This window comes from Mucilaginibacter ginsenosidivorax (assembly GCF_007971525.1).
Taxonomy (GTDB): domain Bacteria; phylum Bacteroidota; class Bacteroidia; order Sphingobacteriales; family Sphingobacteriaceae; genus Mucilaginibacter; species Mucilaginibacter ginsenosidivorax.
The window spans coordinates 5937833-5959007 of sequence record NZ_CP042437.1 but is presented as its reverse complement, the minus strand read 5'-3'; the positions used below and the strand labels follow the sequence as shown (position 1 = coordinate 5959007).

At 45.5% G+C, this 21175-nt stretch carries 9 protein-coding genes; 5 read left to right on the top strand and 4 right to left on the bottom strand.

From position 1 onward, the window contains the following. The first annotated feature begins 102 nt into the window (after positions 1–102). The 5 genes from FSB76_RS24845 to FSB76_RS24825 all read left to right on the top strand — a co-directional run bounded on the left by FSB76_RS24845 (position 103) and on the right by FSB76_RS24825 (position 10305). The gene (locus FSB76_RS24845; protein WP_147058202.1) at positions 103–3399 is read left to right on the top strand and encodes a SusC/RagA family TonB-linked outer membrane protein; all 3297 of its coding nucleotides are present in this window, start codon (positions 103–105) and stop codon (positions 3397–3399) included. A gap of 13 nt (positions 3400–3412) precedes the next feature. After that, complete coding sequence (locus FSB76_RS24840) at positions 3413–4987, top strand: SusD/RagB family nutrient-binding outer membrane lipoprotein (protein ID WP_147058200.1); 1575 nt, start codon at positions 3413–3415, stop codon at positions 4985–4987. A gap of 72 nt (positions 4988–5059) precedes the next feature. Beyond that, positions 5060–7810, top strand: a complete 2751-nt coding sequence (locus tag FSB76_RS24835) for a phosphoesterase (protein WP_147058198.1) — start codon at positions 5060–5062, stop codon at positions 7808–7810. 59 nt (positions 7811–7869) lie between these two features. Further along, positions 7870–8685, top strand: coding sequence for a glycerophosphodiester phosphodiesterase (locus FSB76_RS24830; protein WP_147058196.1), 816 nt, complete (start codon positions 7870–7872; stop codon positions 8683–8685). Positions 8686–8913: 228 nt separating this feature from the next. Next, entirely contained in the window at positions 8914–10305 is a 1392-nt protein-coding gene (locus tag FSB76_RS24825; RefSeq protein WP_147058195.1) for a Gfo/Idh/MocA family protein, read from the top strand. A gap of 239 nt (positions 10306–10544) precedes the next feature. On the opposite strand, the gene FSB76_RS24820 is transcribed toward FSB76_RS24825, so the two are convergent. The 4 genes from FSB76_RS24820 to FSB76_RS24805 all read right to left on the bottom strand — a co-directional run bounded on the left by FSB76_RS24820 (position 10545) and on the right by FSB76_RS24805 (position 21172). Then, entirely contained in the window at positions 10545–12158 is a 1614-nt protein-coding gene (locus tag FSB76_RS24820; protein ID WP_147058193.1) for an IS1634 family transposase, read from the bottom strand. A gap of 390 nt (positions 12159–12548) precedes the next feature. Beyond that, positions 12549–14858, bottom strand: a complete 2310-nt coding sequence (locus FSB76_RS24815; RefSeq protein WP_147058191.1) for a glycoside hydrolase family 3 N-terminal domain-containing protein — start codon at positions 14856–14858, stop codon at positions 12549–12551. Between the two features lie 485 nt (positions 14859–15343). Beyond that, a complete protein-coding gene (locus tag FSB76_RS24810; RefSeq protein ID WP_147058188.1) occupies positions 15344–17365 on the bottom strand; it encodes an HRDC domain-containing protein in 2022 nt (673 codons plus the stop codon). Positions 17366–17989: 624 nt separating this feature from the next. After that, positions 17990–21172, bottom strand: a complete 3183-nt coding sequence (locus tag FSB76_RS24805) for an error-prone DNA polymerase (protein ID WP_147058186.1) — start codon at positions 21170–21172, stop codon at positions 17990–17992. Positions 21173–21175: the final 3 nt, after the last annotated feature.

Below are 21175 nucleotides of genomic sequence, written 5' to 3'. Positions count from 1 at the left end.
AAGCTTAAGTATAGCTTAATACTAAATTGGTTTACTAATAATAAACAAAGTTTAGCATTGCTGTATGAAAAAAGCAAATGTTTCACCCTTAAATTTTAGCAGATGAATAAGTTTTACCAGAGATTAAAAACCGTTATTACGGTTTTGTTATTTTGTATTGCGCCATCTATATTATTAGCTCAAAGCAAAATAAGCGGTACAGTTACCGACGAGAACCACTTACCTGTACCCGGTGTGAGTGTACGCATTAAAGAACAAAACAAAGGTACGGTTACCGATATTGAGGGCCGTTACATTATTACCGCCAGCCAGGGCCAAACATTATCATTTTCGTTTATCGGTTACACTACACAATCTGTTGTGGTTGCCGATAAACTGATCATAAATGTGAGCCTTACAGGCGATTCTAAAACTTTGAACGAAGTAGTTGTTACCGCCCTTGGTGTAAAAAAAGAAACCAGGCGCGTAGGTTACGCCACACAAACCGTTCAGGGCGATGCTTTAACTACAGCGCGCGATCCAAACCCTATCGCCGGTTTGATTGGTAAAGTTGCCGGTGTATCGGTAGGCCCGTCTGCCGAGTTATTGGGTAATCCAAACGTATTAATCCGTGGTAACCAGGTATCGTTATATGTTGTTGATGGTTTCCCTATCAATACAGATACCTATAACATCAGCCCGGATGATATTGAAACCTATACCGTATTGAAAGGCCCTGCCGCTGCGGCGCTTTATGGCAGCCGCGCACAATATGGCGCTATCCTCATCACCACCAAAAAAGGCGATAAAAACAAAAAAGGCTTAACTGTTGATATTAACAGCAGTACCGTATTAAACTCGGGTTTCCTGGCTTTCCCACGTACGCAAAACACATTCGGACCGGGTGAAAACACCTTTTACGAGTTTGTTGACGGTAAAGGTGGTGCACCAGGTGGTGTGGATGGTGACTATGATGTTTGGGGGCCTTATTTTAACGGTCAATTAATTCCGCAATATGATAGCCCTATTGTTAATGGTGTACGCCAGGGTACCCCATGGATAGCCCGTGGTAAAAACAACCTGAAAAACTTTTTAAAAGTAGGTTCGCAAACAAATAACAACGTTGCATTAGGCGTTGTAGGCGATAACTACACAACCCGTTTTTCGGTTTCACAACAACACCAAACCAGCTATATTCCTTCACAATACCTGAATATAGCCAATGCCAACTTATACGCTTCATTTACGCCAACGCCAAAATTGACGTTTGAAGGTAATATTGATTTCAACAGGCAATCAACTGACAACTTCCCCGATGTTCAGTACGGTCCTAACAGTATCATCTACAACATCTCGATTTGGACAGGTGCCGACTGGGATGTTAACGCACCTGATATTAAGGCCATCTGGCAGCCAGGTAAAACCGGCGTTCAATCGCAGTTTGAAGAATATCAGCGGTACCATAACCCATATTTGTTAACTCAAAAATGGACCCGTGGTCATTACAAAAATGACACTTACGGTTATTTGGGCGGTACCTACAAATTTAACGACAACCTGAATTTAAGGTTACGTTCGCAAATTGATACGTATAACATTTTACGTACTGAAGACCTTCCATTCTCGGCCCACCCTTATGGTCGTGAAGGCAACCAGGGCGACTACCGCGAAGATCGCCGCGATTTGTTTGATAACAACACCGAGTTGATTTTGAACTATAACTATACCATTAAGAATTTCTTAAATCTTTCGGGCTTAGTAGGTTCAAACCTGCGCACCATGTCTTATAACTCAAGCTGGGTATCCACAGATTATTTGAACGTGCCCGAGGTTTATGCTTTCAGCAACTCAAAAAACCCTATACAGGCTACAAGCTTCCAATCATCTGAGCGTGTATTTAGTTACTACGCTTCGTTAGATGCATCTTTTGGTAAATATGCTACCCTATCTGCTACCTATCGTAGCGATCATACCAGCGCATTCCAGGTGCCAACTACCTACACTTATCCAAGTGTATCGGTTGCAACTGTAGTTTCAGACTATATCCCGCTGCCAAGTGTAATTTCCTTCCTGAAATTACGCGGATCATACGCAAACGTAAAGGCTGATGCATCAAGCTCGACAATTGGCCCCGCCCCTTTCAGCTCTATTACCGCTTTTGGTGGCAGCACAGGTGCTTCATTGTTTAACAACCCGCTGGGTTATGGCTCTACTTATACATCGCCATATAACGGCCCTGATTATTCATTGAACACATCTTTCCAAACCAGCAAGCCTTACAATAGCCAAACAGCAGGTTATGCAACAGATTACCTGTATGCCAACAATATCAAAACATCTACCCGTGTAAACTACGAAGAAGGTTTTGATATTAAATTCCTGCAAAACCGCTTAGGCTTTAGCGCCAGCGCGTTCCAATACATTGACGGACCAAGGATTTTCCCAAGTGCAATTTCAACAGCCTCTGGTTATACCACGTTATATCTAAACGCGCTAAAAACCAAACGTTCTGGTTATGAAGGATCATTAGAAGGTACCCCGGTTAAAAACCTTGGTGGCTTTACCTGGAATATTTTGGTAAACGTTGCCAACAATAAAGAGGTATTTAAAGAATTGCCTCCCGGCCAAAATGGTACTTACTTAGGCTACTATAGTGTAGGCGACCGCACCGACATATTGCGCGGCAGCAAATTTTTAAGGACAAAAGATGGCCAGATCATCAACGACGCGGCAGGTAAGCCACTTTCAGTTGGCGGGCAGGTATTAGGTCACGAAAATGCTAACTACAACTGGAGCATTGCCAACAAAATCCGTTACAAAAACTTCAGCATGGGCTTTCAGTTTGATGGTGCTGTTGGTGGTGTTATTATTGATTACATGCACAATAAAACAATGCGTGGTGGTGCTAACATCGAAACCGCAACAGGCGCTTTAGGTGATGCCCGTTACCAGGATTGGAAAAACTTTGGTGTGGCAGGTTACAACGGTACCTATGTAGGCCCTGGTGTATATGTATCAAACGTTGGTAGCGATGGCAAGCCAGTTCCTATCAACCTTGATTCAAAAACAGGTGCTATTCTAAATTACAGTGCCTTACAGTTTTCTAATAATAAACAAAAGGCGTTTGTACAGGATTACGTAAGTAAATATTACAACGTAGATGAGTCAAACCTGATGGATAAAACCTTCACCAAACTACGCGAAGTAACTTTTAGCTACGATTTCCCTAAAGCATGGTTGCAAAAAAGCTTTATCCAGAAAATCTCTGCATCGCTTTACGGCCGCAACCTGTTGTATTTCTACAAAGACAAACGCTTTAAGGATGTGGATCTTGACCAATACAACGGTGCCCAGGCTCAAACTGTATTACAGTCGCCAACTGTACGTAGCTATGGCTTCAACTTAAATTTATCATTCTAAACTACAGATGAATATGAAAAAGATATTTAAAATTTACTTACTGCCGGTATTCATGATACTGACAGTAACCAGCTGTAAAAAGAGTTTCCAGGAATTAACAGTTAATCAAAACGTACCAAACTCGGTACCTGCTTCGCTCCTTTTAAACGGCATATTAAACAACATTGCCGAATTTCCGGATGGATCAAAGGAAATTTACGGCCAATACTATATTTACAACTACGATTATTACGGTAACAACCGTTATGATTTTGGCAGCGGCGATAATTACTATACTACACTAAAAAACGTTGTAGCAATGGAAGATCAGGCTGTTAAAGCCGGTGCCCCGGCTGTTAATCCATACAGCGCTTTGGGTAAATTTTTCAGGGCTTACCTTTTTAGCAAAATGAGCATGGAAGAAGGCGATATCCCTATGACCCAGGCTTTACAGGGCGAAAAAAACCTTACACCTGCTTATGATACTCAAAAAACGGTAATGACACAGTCGTTAGCATGGTTAGAAAGCGCTAATGCCGATATGAGCTCGCTGATTGCATCAGGCAACACCACTTTTGCAGGCGACATTTACCTGGGCAATAGCCTGGCCGCATGGCAAAAAGTAGTAAACTCGTTCAGGATAAGGTTATTGGTACAACTAAGTAAAAAAGCCGGCGATATTGATGTTGCAGCCCAGTTTGCTACCGTTGTTGGCAACCCGACCAAATATCCTGTAATGACCAGCGCTGCCGATAACATGCAATACACTTTTTTAGTGCCTACCAATTACTATCCGCAAACACCTGATAACTTTGGTCAAAACGGTTCAAGGCAAAACACTTCGGCTACTTATATTGGTTTATTAACAAGCTTACAAGACCCGCGCGTATTTGTAACCGCCGAGCCTGCCCGTTATAATGTTGATAACCTGCACCAAAGCCCTACGGCGTTTTCGTCATTCATCGGTGCCGACCCAGGATTGGATTTAGGTGACATGTACAACAATGCCGGCTTGCAGAAATATTCATTCCTGAACCGTAAACGTTATTACTCTACCTTTACCGGCGAACCAAGCATCCAGGTTGGCTACCCGGAACTGATGTTTAACATCGCCGAAGGTATTAATCGCGGCTGGGCAACCGGTAACGCCGAAGATTATTATATCAAAGGCATCCAGGCATCTTTTGCTTATTACAGCATCCCAACAGGAACAGGTACTTTCACAGCCTCTTTCTACCGTCCGGGATCAACAAGTACTGCAAACCCGGCAAATTATGACAACTATACTATTAATGTTGATTGGGCTAACTACTATGCACAGGCCGGCGTTAAGTATACTGCCGATGCTGCGGGGCTTACCAAAATATTACAGCAAAAATACCTGGCGTTGTTCCGCCACTCGGGTTTAGAGGCCTACTACAACTACCGCCGTACCGGTGTGCCAACGTTTACAACTGGTCCGGGTACAGGTAATAGCGGCCGTATAGCGTTGCGTTTCCAGTATCCAGGTTCTGAGCGTACTTCAAATGCTGTTAATTATAACAAAGCATTAGCCGATCAATATAGCGGCAATGATGACATTAATGGTAAAATGTACATTCTTAAATAAAAATTATTAACCTCAACTTTGCAAAGGCCCTCATCAAACGGGGGCCTTTGTTTGGTTAAAAACAATTTATCTATGCCAGTTAAAAACAAGTTTCTTTTATCATTAGCAATGGGCATTGGGCTTATGCCTAACGCCTTTGCCCAAAAGCAGCAGGTAAACATTTTACAGGTGCCGGGGATTGATCAATACTGTAAAATAGATACTGCCGGCGTATCTGTTTTACCCAGCGGCAGGTTAATTACACCCGCCGGGCAAACCATTCGCATAACGCATGATCCTTTTGGCTTATCTGTATCGCCCGATGGCAAAAAAGCGGTAACGCTGCATAATGGTGTTATCACCCTTATCGATATTGCCACTATGGGCAGCCTAAGGGTACCCTCATACGATAAAAAGATAACTTCCCCTTTATCTAACGGTTCGTTTTTGGGTGTAGCCTTTTCTCCCGATTCAAAAACATTGTACCTGAGTGGTGGCGATAATGGCGCTGTGATTGTGTACGATGTTGAAAAGTTCATAAAAACCGATTCGCTATCATTAAATGGCCGCGTTGGCGATAAAGATTATGACGACAGCTTCACATCCGACCTGCTATTTAATGCCGATAAAAATGAGTTACTGGTGCTGGACAGAGGAAACTTCCGCATGGTGCGGATTAACCTGGCAACAAAAAAAATAACCGCATCTGTCAACGTAGGACGCCAGCCATTTGGCCTGGCTTTAAGCCCCGATAAAAAAACGGCTTTTGTGGCCAACGTGGGTATGTATTCCTACCCGCTAATAACCGGTGCCACCCCTAAAAATGCCGATTCGATTATGATTTCCAGGCACCCTTACGGCGATAACACTAAAGAATCGCGCGAAGGAACTATCGTTGAAGGCCGAAAGATTCCCGGTGTTGGCAGCCCTTCCTCGCCCGAGGCCATGAGTGTTTTCACTATCAACCTGGCCACCAACAAGGTAATCAATAAATTCAAAACCGGCCACCAGGTTGGCCAAATGCTGGAAGATGCCGAAGTAACCGGTGGTGCAAGCCCAAATTCAATAGCTGTTGGCAGCCAATATGCCTATGTTACCAATGCCACAAATGACAATATCACCATTATCGATTACAAAAATCATAAGCTGCTGGGCGATATTCCTATTAAAGTTGATGCCCGTATTGATAAATTCCGCGGGTTGTTACCTTTCGGCATCAGCTTAAGTAAAGATGAAAAAACGTTGTACGTAGCGCTTTTAGGCTTTAACGCTGTTGCTGTAATTGATATCCCAAGCCAAACCACCAAAGGTCTTATCCCAACCGGCTGGGGAACATCAAGGGTAAAGTTATCGGCCGATGAAAAAGAGCTTTATATTACATCGTGCCGTGGTTACGGCGCAGGCCCCAACGGCGGCCATGGTTTTGTTGCCCCGCCGCAGGGCACCTACATCGGCGATATTCAGTTAGGCACTTTTCAAAAAGTTACCATGCCCGATAATGCACAGCTGGCTTCGTATACTCAACAAGTTATCAGTAATACTTTCATAAGTAAACCGGCTGCTGTCGCCACCGGCAACCCATTACCGGTATTGCCAGGCGCTTCGTCTACGCCCATCAAATACATTGTATACATTACCAAAGAAAACCGCACTTACGACGAGGTTTTAGGGCAAATGAAAAACGCCAAAGGCGATAGCACCCTGGCACGCTTCGGCGTTCATTGCGAATATACTTTGCCAGATGCTACCCGGATGCAGTTCCCAAACCTGAATGTATCGCCCAACCATATTAAGGTAGCCGCACAGTATGCTTTTAGCGATAATTATTATTGCGATAGCGATGCATCTATACATGGCCACCACTGGATGATGGGTGTTATACCCAACGAATGGGTGGAAGCCAACTCCAACGTAAGCAAAACCGCTAAACTGTTTTCAAATGCCCCCGGCCGCCGTTTTCCCGGTTCAACCGGGAGTATGGACCCCGAAGACTATGCAGAAACAGGCGGCCTGTGGGAAGCCCTTGAGCGCAAGCATGTAGATTTTTATAATTTTGGTGAAGCCAACGAAACCGCGCATGTGCGCGAAGAATGGGAAGATACCAACACCGGTGCAGCCCATATTGTTATGGTGCCAATGCAAAAAGCACTATACACACGCACCAGCCATAACTACGCCGGTTTTAACACCAACATTCCCGATCAATTCCGTGTTGAGCAATTTAAAAGTGAGTTTACCAAAATGTGGATCACCGGTAAAAAGAAAATGCCTTCGCTGATAACCATGCAGGTTCCTAATGACCACGGAGCCGATATAAGGCCCAAAGACGGCTACCCGTACAGGCAATCGTACATGGCCGATAACGACCTGGCTGTAGGTCGCATGCTCGATTTTCTGTCGCACACCAAATACTGGAAAAACATGCTGGTGATTATTACCGAGGATGATCCGCAGGGGGGCGTCGATCATGTGGATGCACACCGGTCTATCCTGATACTGGCTGGTCCGTATGTTAAAAAAGGCTATGTAAGCCACACACACGCCAATTTTGGTTCGATATTAAAAACCATTTACAACGTGTTGGATGTACCCTATGTAAACCAGTACGATGTTACGGCAACCTTATTACAGGATTTTTTTACTGATAAGCCCGATTATACCCCATATACTTTTATACCAAGCGATACGCGTGTATTTGATACCAAAAAGGCGATGGCGCGTTACAGCAAAAACACCAACTGGCGCAAAATAAAAAAAGGCGTTGATATGGACGATGAAGACCGTGAGCGCAACGATCATTACAAGCAAAAAGGCAAAAAAACATCGGGCACAATAGTTAACTAACCCTTATTAGCCAAAAGCCCGGTTAAAACCGGGCTTTACTATTTACTAAATCAATAATCATGAATTTTTCGTTTATCACCATCATAGCCTTTATAGCAGGCCTAACCTCGTTTACACCAAACCCTGCCCCAAAATCAAAACATAAGTTTATTGTAGCTGCTCATCGTGGAGACCATGTCATCTACCCCGAAAACACCTTAGCAGCGTATGAGGAAGCCATCAGGAACGAGGCCGACTATGTAGAGATTGACCTGCGCACTACTAAAGACGGCGAGTTGGTGAGCATGCACGACGGCACCATTAACCGCATGACCGATGGCAAAGGCAATGTTAAAGATTTTACCCTTGATGAACTGGAACAGTTAAAGGTAAAAAGCAAGGATACCACAGATAAAACCGTATACCGTATCCCTACCTTTAAGCAGATACTTACAGCCTGCAAAAACAAGATCAATATTTACCTTGATTTTAAAGCCGCCGATCCGGAACAAGCCTACCAGATGATAAAACAATATGGCATGGAAAAACAAGTACTGGTATACATTAACAGCGCTACCCAGTTTACCGGCTGGCGTAAGGCAGCACCAAAAATGCCCCTGATGCTAAGCATGCCCGATAGCATTAAAACGGTGGCGGCTATGGAAAGTTTTATCAACAAGTATCAGCCCGATATCCTTGATGGCTCATACAATCAATACACCAGTGAGATGGTAGCCCTTGCAGCCAAATACAACATCCCGGCCTGGCCCGATATCCAAAGCGCCGGCGAGGGCCCGGCTGACTGGAACAAAGCGTTAGAGAAAGGCCTAAAGGGTCTGCAGACAGATCATCCTGCCTTATTAGTAAAATTTTTGAAGGAGAAAGGGCTGAGATAACATACTAAAGCGGATTGAAAAGCTCACAAAAAAACGGCAACAAGTACAAAAGTTTATTTGTTGCCGTTTTTCATTAACCACCATCGATTTTCAGCCCTCCTTAACAAATTAAGGATTAAATAAATTTTGGTTGCATTTTAGTTTTGGTTTGCTAAATTGCCTCTTGCAAACCTATGTAACCGCGCCTTGCGGTTTGTACCAATATTATTTAAAACTTAATTTATTACCATGTCAACCGATCGCAGAAAATTTATTAAGCACCTGGGTGCTTCCGTTTTGCTTACTTCGGCTACGCTTAATAGCCTGGCCGCCAAAGAAGAAAATGAACTCCGCATCCTGAGTGCCGAAAAGCGCGTGGGGCCCAATGATAAAATCCGGATTGCAACCATCGGCATGGGCATTATGGGTTTTGCCGATACCAGGGCCGCGTTAACCGTACCCGGTGTTGAGCTGGCCGCCTGCTGCGACCTTTACAAGGGCCGCCTTGACAGGGCTAAAGAACTTTACGGATCGAGCCTGTTCACCACCGGCGATCATCGCGAAATACTGGCCCGCAAGGATATAGATGCTGTAATTATAGCAACCAGCGATAACTGGCACAGCCAGATAGCCATTGATGCCATGCGCAGCGGCAAAGCCGTTTATAGCGAAAAGCCCATGGTACACCAGATAAGCCAGGGCCTTGCCGAAATTAAGGCGCAGCAGGAAACAAAAATGGTTTTCCAGGTTGGCAGCCAGCGGGTAAGCAGCATTGCCTATAAAAAGGCAAAGGAGTTATATGAAGCCGGTGCCATTGGCAAAATCAACTCTATCGAGGCATCTTTTAACAGGCAAAGCGCACTTGGGGCCTGGCAATACACTATTCCGTTTGATGCATCGCCACAGACTGTAGATTGGGCAAGATTTCAATCAAACGCCAAACTGAAATATGATTATGACAGCAAGCGTTTTTTCAGGTGGCGTAATTACCGCGAGTATGGTACCGGGGTTGCAGGCGACCTTTTTGTTCACCTGCTAAGCGGCATACACTTTATAACCGGCTCCAAAGGACCTGAAAGAATCTACTCAATCGGCGATCTGGCGTACTGGAAAGATGGCCGCAATGTGCCGGATGTAATGAGCGCGGTAATCCACTACGGCGAAACCAAAGAACATCCTGCCTTCCAGGTAACCCTACGGGTAAATTTCATCAGTGGCGAGGGCGATCATAGTACCACCAAAATAGTAGGTTCGGAAGGTGTAATGGACCTGATGGGCGACGACAACTTTTCTATCCGTAAAAACAAAATGCCGGTAGCTACAGGCATCGGAGGCTGGGATTCGTTATCAACTTTTACAGAAGCTCAGCAAAAAGCGTTAATGGACGATTATAATAAACGATTCTCGCAGGCAGACCAGCAACAGCCCACGCTACCGGGCGAAAGCTACCGCGCCCCGGAAGGATACAATGCATCAAATGATCACTTTGCCAACTTCTTTGATTCTATACGTACAGGCAAACCAGTTGTAGAGGACGCCGTGTTTGGTTTCCGGGCTGCAGCCCCTTGCCTGGCTTGCAACGATAGCTATTTTGAAAATAAGGTAATTAAGTGGAATGCGGAAGAGATGAAGATAGTGTAGGTATAATACCTACCATAAAATACTAAAATTGCATTTTAATATTTCATGGTAATCCAACTGGCTAAGGCTATAAGTGTTTAAAATAAACCATTTTAAACACTTATAGCCTTTCGCCTTAATCAACAACCGGCAATTAAGCCTATCTATATTCCAGCTGCTTTTTCCTGAGTTTGACACGATTTTTGGTTAAATATCTGATAGTCAATTAGTTTATGTTTAGCTTTTCGCAATACATATTTTTATAAGTAATTGACTATCTGTCGATTATGAAACATATCTGGTAATGGCCGGGCGGCGATCACTTTGAGCAGGGCGGCAGTTTCGGTAGTTTGCTTCGAGCGGAGGTAATATTGTTGGCCTGCCTGTTCCACCAGGCTAAGCTGCATTTTGTCTAATGTCCGCCTGATCTCATTTTCTGAAAGCGGCGTATTGTTCTTTTTGAGTTGATTGCTTAAAAAGATTTGAAAGGTATAAGCCATATAACACAGGCAGATATGTCCCTCTATGCGCTGATCTGTCCAGTGGAACATGGGCCTGGTTTCCAAAAAGCTTTTAAAGGTGCGGAAAGCGTGTTCTACCTGGTAGAGGTGTTTGTAATGATCGAGTATGATACCGGTGTCCATATCTCTTACATTGGTTGCGATTGCAAGGAATCCATCATACTGCTGATGCCGCTCAATCTTTTGCTGGTCGAGCAGGTATTTCTCTTGCTGGTCATTTTTAAGAAAGTAATGTGATGCTTTCTTTTTAAGTAATGACGGGTTTTGCTGCATCAATTCTGCTTTGGTTACCCGCTCTTCCCTTTCCTTGCGGTCTTTTTCTGCTCTGCTGGCTGACCATGTACCGATTATCAGGCGGTCTTCATATTCAATAGCGGTATACTTTACAATCAGGCTGCGTTCCTCATTCATTATCCATTCCTTGTTGTAGTTTTTCAACTCGAGTAAAGGTTTCTGAATAGCATGGGGAAGCATTTTAAGTTTTTCACCCAGGATATACTGATAACCCTGATTTTCGGTTAGTTCCTGGATATTCTCTTTGGACAACATGCCGCGATCAGCCACTACGATAACCTGGTCCAGTTGGTATCGCTTTTTTAATGAAGAAATAGCCTCTTTAAATGTATGGCCCTCGAACAGGTCTCCTTTGTAGACCTGGTAGCCCACCGGCTGTTTGTCCTTATCGATAAGCAGACCCAGCAGTACTTGTGTGTTTCCGATCTTGCCATCTTTAGAAAACCCTTTCTGCCGCAGGTGACCTTCCGTTTCCTGTTCGCTTTCAAAGTAGAAGGTCGTTACATCGTAGAACACTACATCCAGCCGCTGGTTGAAAAGGTCGCGCCCGGTTTGATAGATCCGCTCCTGTATCTGCTCCTTCCAGTCCGCCAGTTTATCCAGCGTCCGGTACAGGTGGTGTAGCGGAACCTGTTCCAAACCAATGTACTCTGACTGGTTAAAGAAAGTCCGGCGCTTGCTTGCCGGCTCGTTCAGCCGTTCGCATAGCATCAGCAAAATGGTGTTGACTAAAGAAAACCGAAGCTTTGCTTTCTTACCGATGCGGTCAAGCAATTTGTCCAGTTTATACCATGAAAGTATGTGCTTGCAGGCCAGTACGTAACCGTAGTTATAACGTCCCTGCTCGGTAATGCCATTGCCGGTCAGCTCTTCGGGGGGGCCGCCCATCGCCTGGTAAAGCTTAGTACCGAGCCGTTTAAGGGATGCTATCTTCTTGTCATCGAGCTTGCCCAGGTTGGCCAATGTGCGCATTCGTGACACGCCGGACTCGTCCCGGTAAGATTCTACAATCCGAACGTATTTTTCGCCGTCTTTCTGATCGATTTTTAAGGTCGCCATTGTGCTTGGTTGCACAAATTACGCCGTTTTCGCACCACCAGTCAATAGTGGTTTTCGCAATACAAATTTTCAAAATTCACCTAAAAACCACTCCCATTTGCCCGATTCGCACTTTTTTGACCTTTAGGTGTCAAACTCAGGAGGACGCCGTGTTTGGTTTCCGGGCTGCAGCCCCTTGCCTGGCTTGCAACGATAGCTATTTTGAAAATAAGGTAATTAAGTGGAATGCGGAAGAGATGAAGATAGTGTAGGTATAATACCTACCATAAAATACTAAAATTGCATTTTAATATTTCATGGTAATCCAACTGGCTAAGGCTATAAGTGTTTAAAATAAACCATTTTAAACACTTATAGCCTTTCGCCTTAATCAACAACCGGCAATTAAGCCTATCTATATTCCAGCTGCTTTTTTAGCACCACATTATCGGCAGCTTTTGCAATCATTACATCAAAGGTACCCGGCTCGGCAACCAGTTTCATTTGCCTGTTCCAAATTGCTAAATCCTTATAGCTAATGGTAAAATTCACCGTTTTTACCTCACCCGGGGCAAGGGCAATTTTGCTAAATCGGGTTAAGCTCATTTCGGGGGTACTTATCGAATTTATTTTGTTGCCCAGGTACAACTGCACCACCTCCTTTCCGGTAACAGCTCCGGTATTTTTTACATCAACAGAAACAGTTACCTGTTCATTTTTGCTAAATACCAGTTTAGATACCTTTAAATTATCATATTGGAACGAGGTATAACTTAAGCCGTAGCCAAAAGCAAACAAAGGATCAGTTGACGAATACACATAATCCTGCCCCGGTTTTTCAATGGTGCCATGCTGGCGGTTAATGCCCTTAGCCGAATTAACGTAGTTATAAAATACCGGGATATGCCCTGTTGATTGAGGTACGCTCATGTTTAACCTGCCGGATGGATTTACCTTCCCGAAAAGAATATTGGCAATGGCAGTGCCGCCTTTTTCGCCGGGGTACCAGGCTTCTAAAATAGCCGGGATATTTTCCTTTTCCCAACTAATACTCCATGGTCGCCCGTGTACCAATACCAATATTACTGGTTTGCCGGTTTTATAAACCGCCTGCAACAATTCGCGCTGAACACCTTGCGGGTTAATGTCGGTTACGTCGTAACCCTCGCCGCAGGTAAAAGGGTCTTTAGGCTCGTTACCCGGCGCCTGCCCGTTCCAACCCACACCCGACCATACTACGCTGGTTGTGCCAAGCACCACAACAACCGCGTCGCTTTCATTGGCAGTTTTTACAGCCTCGTCAAAACCGCTTTTGTCCAGTCCGGATAGCTCGCAGCCTTTGGCATAGTTTACTTTTACACTGTTGCCTGCAAACTGCTTTATCCCCTCCAAAACAGTAACGCCCGACAGGTTATCGCGGGTAAAGCTATAATCGCCATATTGCACTTTATTGGCATTAGGGCCAATAACAGCTATCGATTTCAATTTGCTGATATTTAAAGGCAACAGGCTTTTTTCATTTTTTAACAAGATGATAGACTCTTCGGCTATTTGCTGCGAGAGTTTGATATGTTCCTCGGTGTGTAACCTGCTTTTAATGCGTGCAGTATCTGGCAGCGGCTTTTCAAAAAGGCCTGCTTTAAATTTCATGGTCAGGATACGGGTTACGGCGGTATCTATCTGCGCTTCCTTTATTTTACCACTCTTCACCAGTTCAATCAGATGGCTATATACATCCGGGCGTGAAGCTTCCAGGTCTACCCCGGCTTTGATTCCCAACAGTGCCGCATCCGAAGCGGTTTTGGCCACCTTGTGAAAATTATACAGTTGACTTAAGCCGCCATAATCCGAAAAAACATAACCTTTAAAATCCCATTCCTTACGTAATATCTGTTTCAGCAAAAATTCATTACTGTGGGCCGGGATGCCATCAATCTCATTATATGACGGCATAATAGCCGCTATGTTGGCCTCTTGTACTGCTGCCTTAAACGGCGGCAAAAACATTGATCGCAGCTCTCGCTCGCCAAGTTCAGATGGGGCAAGGTTAATACCGGCAATTGGCTTGCTATAAGCCGCAAAATGTTTACCGGTACACACTACTTTATCAAAGGCAAAGCTTGTTTTTGTTTTAGCCGGATCGCCCTGCATGCCCCTTACAAATGCCGAACCTAACTGGCCAACCAGGTACGGGTCTTCGGCAAAGCATTCCTCTACCCGGCCATAGCGGGCATCCCTGATCAAATCAAAAAGCGGCGAAAGCGCTTCATCAACGCCCGATGTGGATGCCTCGTAAGCAATGGTGGCGCCCATTTGCTCAATCAGCGCCGGGTTCCAGGTACTGCCCTGCGCTATTGCCTGGGGGAAGGTAGTGGCGCCGGCCGATAGTTGTCCATGTAAACATTCGCCAATTTGAATAGGCGGGATACCCAGCCGGGTATGCTCACGCGAATATTTCTTAGCCGCAATGGATTGTTGGGCAATATCATAAACATTGGTAAAAGGGCTCTCCAATACGCCGTAAGCAATTTTGCTTTTGCTTGCCTCGCTTAGCGACGACATGCTCATTTGCCCCACTTTTTCTTCCAGGGTCATCCGTTTTAACAAATCGGCTACGCGGGCCTGTACAGGCGCTTTTGGATTCTTATAAAGCTGCGCCTGAACACCGGCAGATAAAATTAAAGCAATGGGAATAATGGCAAATATCTTTTTGCTGACCATTTTTAAAGAAGTTTGTTTTTTTTATAGATGTAGTTATTGGAAGATGGTGCTTATTATCATTCTTTCAATAACCTAAGATACTTCAACTTTATTAATCTGAAAGTGTTTTGTTGGATTTCCGCAAGTAGCGTTTCTGCAGGAATAAACTTGGTTAAAGCCTCCTGATTCTATCTTTTTTTAGGCTCCCACGCGCCTGGCTCTTTTCAAATAAAAAATGTCATTTCGAAACGAGGTACGAGTGAGAAATCTTCGACACCCTGCATCACGACCAGCCCATCGGGATGCAGGGTGTCGAAGATTTCTCCTCACCCCCTGCGCGCAAGCCCCTTCTGGCTCGCTCGAAATGACATTTGGTTTTATTAATTGATCAAATCCAAAGCCGTGGGTACACGGTATCCTTTAAAAGGACGGTAAAGCAAACCTGAACATACCGGCTTTTGCAAAGCCATAAAACCTTATCTATATCGAGTTTAAGACCTTTCTTTTTAAAACAAGTTTCCCTGCTCCATTTCGGCGCTCAATGTTTCCTGCAGATAAGACCGGATCATGGCGATGAGCTGCGGGCCATATTGTGTTGCTTTTTGCGGGCCTACCCCCTTTATGGCCCCTAAAGCTTTGATGGTTGGCGGCAATTTTTCGGCAATGGCCGCGACTGTTTTCTCGGATAACACCATTCCCGGCATTATATTTTCCTTCTCAGCCGCAGTATCCCGCCAAGCCATTAACTGGTCAAAAAGCTGTTGATTTGGCTTTTCATTCAGCGCCTTCACGTAAGAGTTTGATTGATCTGAACCGGCCTGATCTTGTGCCTTTCGCTTTTCTTCAAGATATGTAGTAGCGATAAACGTATTTTGGGAAAAGTGGTCCATTAACGCGATTCTGGCCATCATCCATTGAATCAGTTTATCTGCTTTTGCTGCTTTGGTTTCTTTATCTTTAGATAAACCCATAAGCACCGGGATTTGCTGATGGAGATTTCCAGTGGCTTCGGTAAGTTTATCTTTGAAATACATGGCCGCCTTTTGGATGCGTTCGGGCTGATAAGTGGCTAATTGCTGGGATAGCTTTTCGGCCACGTTAAAAATATCTTTTTCCATATCGGTCGCCGCCTCTTCAAATCCGGTAACCCGGTTTTGCAAACCATTGAAGTTGAACAGTTCGGCCAGTAACGACTGGCGATATAGCTCCCGGTCGCGCTCCAGTCTTTCCTCATCCGGTTTAAGGGATTTGGCCTGCTCATTAAAACGGGCAACGGCGGGGTCGCCAATAATATTATTTGCAGCAATAGGGTTACGCAATACCATGCCCGACAGTGTCCGGCAGCGACTGAGCGCTACGTATGCCTGCCCGTGGGCGAAAGCTTCGCTTACATCAATAATGGCTTTGTCAAAACTCAGGCCCTGGCTTTTATGAATGGTGATAGACCAGGCCAGTTTAAGCGGGATCTGGGCAAAGCTGCCGGCATTGGTCTCGTTAATTTGCTGATCTTCCAGCTGGTATTTAATATTGGTCCACTCCAAAGCCTGTACAGCAATTTCGCGTTCTTCCTGCCCGCAGCGTACAAATACTGTATCGGGCTCTATCCGGGTTATTACCCCTATTTTGCCATTATAAAAAAGCTTTTCGGCCGAGCTATCGTTTTTAACAAACATTACCTGGGCGCCTGTTTTAAGCTTCAGATTGGTTTCAGTAGGATAAGCATCCTTCGGAAACTCCCCCCGGATAGTGGCCACAAATTCAAACTCCTGCCCTTCCAACGCCTCTACAAATTCGTTATTCAGCTGCTGGGCAATGGAGTTGTGTGTAGTAAGGGTAATGTATGGTTCCGCAGCCGTGGGGCGAAAACCGGGCTGGTGCCGGGCGTTCAGCAACTGCAGGTTACCGGGGCTGATGGTTTGGTTACGCACCTCGTTCAAAATATCAACAAAGACCTGTTCCTTTTGCCTGTACACATGATCGAGCTCGATTTTTACATAAGGTGCTTTTTGCATCACCAGGCTGCTGAAGAAATATGGGGTGCTGTAATAACGGCCTAACATCATCCATTCCTCATCGCGGATAATTGGGCTTAGCTGCGACAGATCGCCTATGAGTAAAAGCTGTACGCCGCCAAAAGGCTGGCTTGTACCTTTCAGGTTACGTAGTATGAGGTCTATCTGGTCAAGCACATCGGGCCGAACCATACTTACTTCATCAATGATGAGCAGCTCCAGGCTGGAAAGCAACTCTTTTTTCTCAGGACTATAATGCATCTCGGGCCGGGTATTCCCTGCCGGGATAATGGGCCCAAAGGCTATCTGGAACAGCGAATGAATAGTCATGCCGCCGGCGTTGATAGCAGCCACACCGGTAGGCGCCACAACAGCCATTTTCTTTTTTGATTCCTGCCGTACACGCTGCAAAAAAGTGGTTTTACCCGTGCCTGCCTTACCCGTTAAAAAAACAACCGTATTGGTTGTCTCCAGGTAATCAAAAGCCATCTGCATTGCCGGGTTTGTCTCGTTCATATTTTCGGTTGCAATGTTAATATAAAATTCAGTTGAGTCAAGATATTAAAGCCAGGAATTATGGAAAACGCATATAAACAGGGTTAACATAACTTAACACATTTTAAAAAAATAAATTATAAGTAATTGATAATTAATACATTATAAATAATCATGGTTAACACTCAATTTCAGTTAACAAACAACTTTTTCCAGGAGCATTTAGCGTTTGTAGCAATGGCGGTTTTGAACGCCGATCACGACTCACCCGGCCGACGCTGCACCGGGCCACCCTCTCTGCGGCTGCGCCGCAGAGAGGGTGTAGCTCATTTTTTATTGGCTTTTGTTTTATATCTTCTGTCTTTCCTCTCTTTCTAAGCCCCTCTATGCGACGCAGTCGAAGAGAGGGGAAGACGGGCGTAGCCTCGTCAGGGTGAGTCGTCACCGCCATGCGATACCAACATTCCATTATCTGTAAATTAATTTGAACACATCTTCATATTTATATAACCGGGCAAGCTTGTAGTGTTCAGCTGAAAGCTGAAACCAGCCATTTGTCACGGGTTACAACCCCGCGACGGATTAAACCCCGCGGCATTTTTGTCTTGACTCTTGATTCTTAACTCTTGACTCTCTTTTTAACTTCTATTTAAAATTCCTGCCTTTGTGAAAAACCTCCTTAACCGGCGTAACCGGCGAGGTTGTTTCATCGCTGCGCGATAAGGTTAACACCGGCAAATCTTCGGTTTGGGCGGCGGTAAGGCCACGCAATAAGGGTGACAGGTTAAAAAAGCGGTGCGCTATCACGTGGATCACCAACCCTTCTATCTGCAATTTACCCTCCACCATCAGCAAGCGGGCCTGTAATATCTCCTTACGGTATTTATCAAAGATCTTTTCAAACGCCACCAGGTTGGCAAAGCCGGTTTCGTCTTCAATCGTTATAAACAAAATGCCTTTGGCCGTACCGGGGCGCTGGCGTACCGTTACCAGGCCGGTAACTTTAACGGCATCGCCATCTTTTAAATTGACCAGCTGGCCCGTGGGGGTTACTTTCAACAAATCCAACTTCTCACGTACAAAACTAACGGGATGCGCTTTTAATGATAACCCGGTAGATGCATAATCCTGCACCACATGCTCGGCCTGGCTCATTAAGGGTAACGTAACCTGGGCTTCCATCGCGCTTTCGGATGGCTGGCCGGCAAACAGGCCGATGGGTTTATCATTCAACGCGGGTACTTCCCATAAAGCTTCACGCCTGTCAAGGTTCAGGGAACGGAAGGCGTCGGCATCGGTAAGCTTTTCAATGGCCGCTTGCGGCACACCGGCATCGCTTAGCCGGCTGATGCTGGTATAACCACTCCCGCGACCGGCTATCAGCGCCTGCATATCGTCCTCGCGCAGGCCGTTCACCTGCCTGAAGCCCAAACGTACCGCACAAAACTTACCGTCTTTTTCTTCCAGCGTGTTATCCCACATGGAGTGGTTTACATCTGCCGGGCGTACAATTACCCCATGCTTTTCGGCATCAATCACTATCTGCGCCGGCTGATAAAAACCCATAGGCTGGCTGTTAAGCAACGCAACAGCAAACACATCCGGGTAATACCATTTAAGCCATGAGGAGATGTAAACCAAATGCGCAAACGAAGCAGCATGGCTTTCGGGGAAACCATAGCTGCCAAAGCCCTCCAGCTGTTTAAAAATACGCCTGGCAAATTCTTCTTCATATCCCTTAGCCATCATTCCGGCTACCAGTTTATCGCGAAAATTACTCACCAACCCTTTGGCTTTAAATGTAGCCATACTACGGCGTAACTGATCAGCCTCCGCAGGTGTAAAACCGGCTGCATCAATAGCGATTTGCATTGCTTGCTCCTGGAAAAGGGGCACTCCGCAGGTACGCCCTAATATATTCTCTAATTCGGGAGAGGGAAACTCAATAGGATCTATTTTATCCCGCCTGCGTAAATATGGGTGTACCATATCACCCTGAATAGGCCCGGGACGTACAATGGCTACTTCTATCACCAGGTCATAAAACTCCCGTGGTTTTAATCGCGGCAGCATCGACATTTGCGCGCGGCTTTCTATCTGGAAAACGCCAAGCGTATCGGCCTTGCATATCATATCATAAACGGCCGGGTCATCCTGCGGTACGTTGGCCAATGTCAGTTCCTTTCCATAATGCTGCTTAACCAGGTCAAAAGCTTTACGGATGCAGGTAAGCATGCCCAGGGCCAGTACATCTACCTTTAAAATGCCCAGGTCTTCAAGGTCGTCTTTATTCCATTCCAGTTGGGTACGGTCTTCCATCCGGGCATTCATTACGGGGCATATATCCGAAAGCTTGCAGCGCATAATTACAAAGCCGCCCGTATGCTGCCCTAACTGCCGGGGAAAACCCATCAGTTCGTCAGTCAGTTGCAGTACTTTCGTCAACAAAGGATCGTCGGGATTAAGCCCCTGCGAAATAATGCGTTCGCGGTCAAAAGCCTCTTCTCTGAAATCCCAGATAGCACCCGCAAGCCGGCTAATGGTATCTACAGAGATCCCCATCGCCTTCCCCACATCGCGGATGGCCCCTTTATGTCGTTCCTGCGTAACGGTGGCCACAATTCCCGCATGTTCGCGGCCATAGGTTTCATAAATCCATTGGATAATTTCTTCCCGGCGCTCGTGCTCAAAATCAACATCCACATCCGGCCATTCCTCCCGCGAATCGGACATGAAACGCGAAAACAACAGGTTTGATTTGGCCGGGTTAACGGGGGTTATCCCCAAACAAAAACAAACCGCGCAATTAGCTGCCGAGCCCCTCCCCTGGTGTAGTATTTTTAACTCTTCGGCCTTTTGGGTGTATTCAAAAATTCGTAAAAAATAAGGGGCCAGCTTTCGTTTCTCAAAAAAATCAAGCTCAAACTGGATCTGTCCCTTTTGTAATTCAAATTCTGCTTCGGTAAACATTTTTTTGGCACCGGCCCAGGTATGGGATGCCAGGTGTTCATCTGCCGTTCGTCCATCGGGACTAATCCACTCCGGCTCCAGGTATTTTAAAGTATCTAACGAAAAATGACAGGCATCGGCAATTTCCTGGCTACGTGCCAGGGCATCGGGATATTGCTTAAACAAGCGTTCCATTTCTTCGATGGGTTTCAGGTGCCTTTCGGCATTGGCATGCAGCCGGAAGCCCGCATTGTGAATGGTACATTTTTCGCGCACGCAGGTTACCACATCCTGTAATTCGCGCCGCCCGGGCTCATGGTAATGCACATCATTGGTAGCCACCATAGGGATGGTTAACTGCGAAAGCCGGTAAAAGCGTTTGGCATCATCGCCATGGTATGAACGTGTTGCGGCTATATACAAATCATTACCCAATGCAGCCTGGTATTCCTTTAAATCCTGCTTAAATGAATCGTCAAAATCGAACCGGGAGTTTAATTCACCAGGAGGGATCACTATAAATTTAATGCTTCCGGCATGCTCAAATACATCGTTTTTATACAATTCGCATTGCCCTTTTTCGGTACGCAGGTTACCCCTGGTTAGCAAAGCGCACAAACGCCCCCAGGCTGTAATATCGGTAGGATAAGCCAGCAGACTGGGGCCATCAACCAAATCGAGCCGGCAGGCGGGGATAAAACGGATGCCTGTATCTTTTGTAGCGGCATACCCACGCACCACACCGGCTACGGTATTACGGTCGGTAATGGCAATGGCGTTGTAGCCCAGCTTTATGGCTTCTTCTACCAGTTCGCGTGGATGCGAGCCGCCGCGCAGAAAGCTAAAATTGCTGGTAACCTGTAATTCTGTGTACTTCATAAC